Origin of the sequence: Candidatus Symbiopectobacterium sp., from assembly GCF_020054415.1 — a bacterium.
In the GTDB taxonomy this organism is placed as follows: domain Bacteria; phylum Pseudomonadota; class Gammaproteobacteria; order Enterobacterales; family Enterobacteriaceae; genus Symbiopectobacterium.
Genome location: NZ_JAHWCO010000541.1, coordinates 1 through 2338, shown reverse-complemented (window position 1 = coordinate 2338; position 2338 = coordinate 1). Strand labels below are relative to the sequence as shown.

Below are 2338 nucleotides of genomic sequence, written 5' to 3'. Positions count from 1 at the left end.
TTGGAAGTTCGTCGTTGTAAGCCCTGTAGCCATCCGTGTTTGCATGACTGACGACGGTAACGCTGATGGCCACTTTTGCCATAACCGTGTTTTTCACAGGAGATGTCTGTTCACAAAACGGGCATCTTACATCAACTTTAGCCCCTGTATTCCACATCCAAAACCGGACATTTCACACTGCAATCAACATATTGAATACACGACCCCATTTTGAATAATCTCTATACCATCCGCCAGGTTGCACGCGGCTATCTGGTGAGCGGATGCTATGGTCAGCGCGCACATTACCAATTAAGCCTTATGGTGAAGCTGGCCGATCACTGCTGTCTCCGCCCCTTGCAGCAATGGCAAAGCCTCCATTACCCCGCTAACCGGAACGAGGCGATCGCTTATTTTTCCGACTGCGGCTTCGCCTCCTCCCTGCTTGAACATGCCTCCCGGCTGACACAAGAAGAAGAGGCACTACGCATACAGCTCATGGCAGGAAATCGCCAGGCGCTCACACGACAGTGGCTGACACTAAATACCTTTGCCCAACGTATCGAAAACCTGCTCAGGGAAAATGTCACTGAAAAGATCAACGGTATTGATGCTGCATGCCGTTAAAAAGGTAGAGATCATGGCAAGCGATAGTAGAACAAAGAAAGCAACGGCAGGAAGTGAGAGAGAACATGCCCCGCATAACGCGGGGCATTCAATCCAGAGGGGATTACAGCAGGATGCGCAGCATACGGCGCAGCGGTTCTGCAGCGCCCCACAACAGTTGGTCACCCACTGTAAAGGCGGAGAGATACTGTGGCCCCATGTTCAGTTTACGCAGACGCCCCACTGGCGTGGAAAGCGTGCCGGTTACCGCAGCTGGCGTCAATTCACGCATGGAGAGCTCGCGATCGTTTGGCACCACTTTCACCCAATCGTTATGGGTTGCCAGCAGTTGTTCGATTTCAGACACCGGAACATCTTTCTTCAGTTTCAGAGTGAACGCCTGGCTGTGGCAACGCAGCGCCCCGATGCGGACGCACAAACCATCCACCGGGATTACGGACTGGGTGCCGAGAATTTTGTTGGTTTCTGCCTGACCTTTCCACTCTTCGCGGCTCTGGCCATTATCCAGCTGTTTGTCGATCCACGGGATCAGGCTGCCGGCCAACGGTACACCGAAATTGTCGGTCGGCAACGTGCCACTGCGCGTCAGCGCGGTGACTTTGCGTTCGATATCCAGGATGGCAGAGGCAGGGTCCTGCAACTCTTTCGCCACATCATTGTGCAGCAGGCCCATCTGAACCAGCAATTCGCGCATATGGCGCGCACCGCCGCCAGATGCCGCCTGATAGGTCGCCACAGAGGCCCATTCCACCAGATCGTGCGCAAACAGTCCACCCAGCGACATCAGCATCAGGCTGACGGTACAGTTGCCGCCAACAAACGTTTTAATGCCGTTGTCCAGACCCTGTTTGATCACAGCATGGTTGACCGGATCGATGATGATGATGGCGTCATCGCGCATACGCAGCGAGGAGGACGCATCGATCCAATACCCCTGCCAGCCGCTTTCACGCAGCTTGGGGTAAACCTCATTGGTGTAATCACCGCCTTGGCAGGTGATGATGATATCCAGCGCGCGCAGTGCATACAGATTGTAGGCATCTTGCAACGTGCCCTGCTGTCCACCCAGTACCGGAGCAGCCTGACCGTGTTGTGACGTGGAAAAGAACACCGGACGAATCAGGTCAAAATCACGCTCTTCCTGCATACGCTGCATCAGAACGGAACCCACCATACCGCGCCAGCCGATAAAACCAACATTTTTCATGGTAACAATCCTGCCTTGGGATGAAACAAAGAATTTGGACTGCCACACAGGCAGTACTGACGGCCGACACACACTCTGTTACCCTGTTCTCGTCAGGTGAATGTCTTGCAGAACAATAGGTTTACCACACGCAAACGCGCGCAAACCGTGGCGGCAGGACTATCATGACGGCAGAGCGAGGGGTAATAAAAATAGGTTTATCACCAAACTCAGCAAATATTACATAAAGTGATGACTATACCCTAAATAATTCGAGTTGCGGGAAGGCGGTAAGAGAAGGAGTCCCGATGAGCTTACTCAGGTAAGTGATTCGGGTGACTGAACGCAGCCAACACACATGCAACTTGAAGTATGACGGATATATCAACCTTATGATGCGGCGTGCGATATTTGAAGCCAAAACGTGCGATAAATGACGGGCTACTTTTGTTTCCATCAGTGCAACGAAATTACACTGTCATTTTTCATCGGAGGCACTTTGGTCTGTTTGAGTGGTACGATCAGCTGGACAATATTTGTAGATGC

At 52.3% G+C, this 2338-nt stretch carries 2 protein-coding genes and 1 pseudogene; 1 reads left to right on the top strand and 2 read right to left on the bottom strand.

The window, feature by feature from the left end; genetic code table 11:
- Window positions 1–157, bottom strand: a pseudogene (locus QZ506_RS21675) (IS1 family transposase); the annotation flags it as partial.
- Between the two features lie 53 nt (window positions 158–210).
- Between QZ506_RS21675 and QZ506_RS15960 the strand changes: the two are divergent.
- Window positions 211–606 carry a hypothetical protein gene (locus tag QZ506_RS15960; RefSeq protein ID WP_291972395.1) on the top strand — a complete coding sequence of 132 codons (396 nt, stop codon included), beginning with the start codon at window positions 211–213 and terminating at the stop codon, window positions 604–606.
- Window positions 607–709: 103 nt separating this feature from the next.
- On the opposite strand, the gene asd is transcribed toward QZ506_RS15960, so the two are convergent.
- Window positions 710–1813 (bottom strand): aspartate-semialdehyde dehydrogenase, encoded by a 1104-nt coding sequence (gene asd, locus QZ506_RS15955; RefSeq protein ID WP_291972392.1) that lies wholly within the window; start codon window positions 1811–1813, stop codon window positions 710–712.
- Window positions 1814–2338 lie beyond the last annotated feature (525 nt).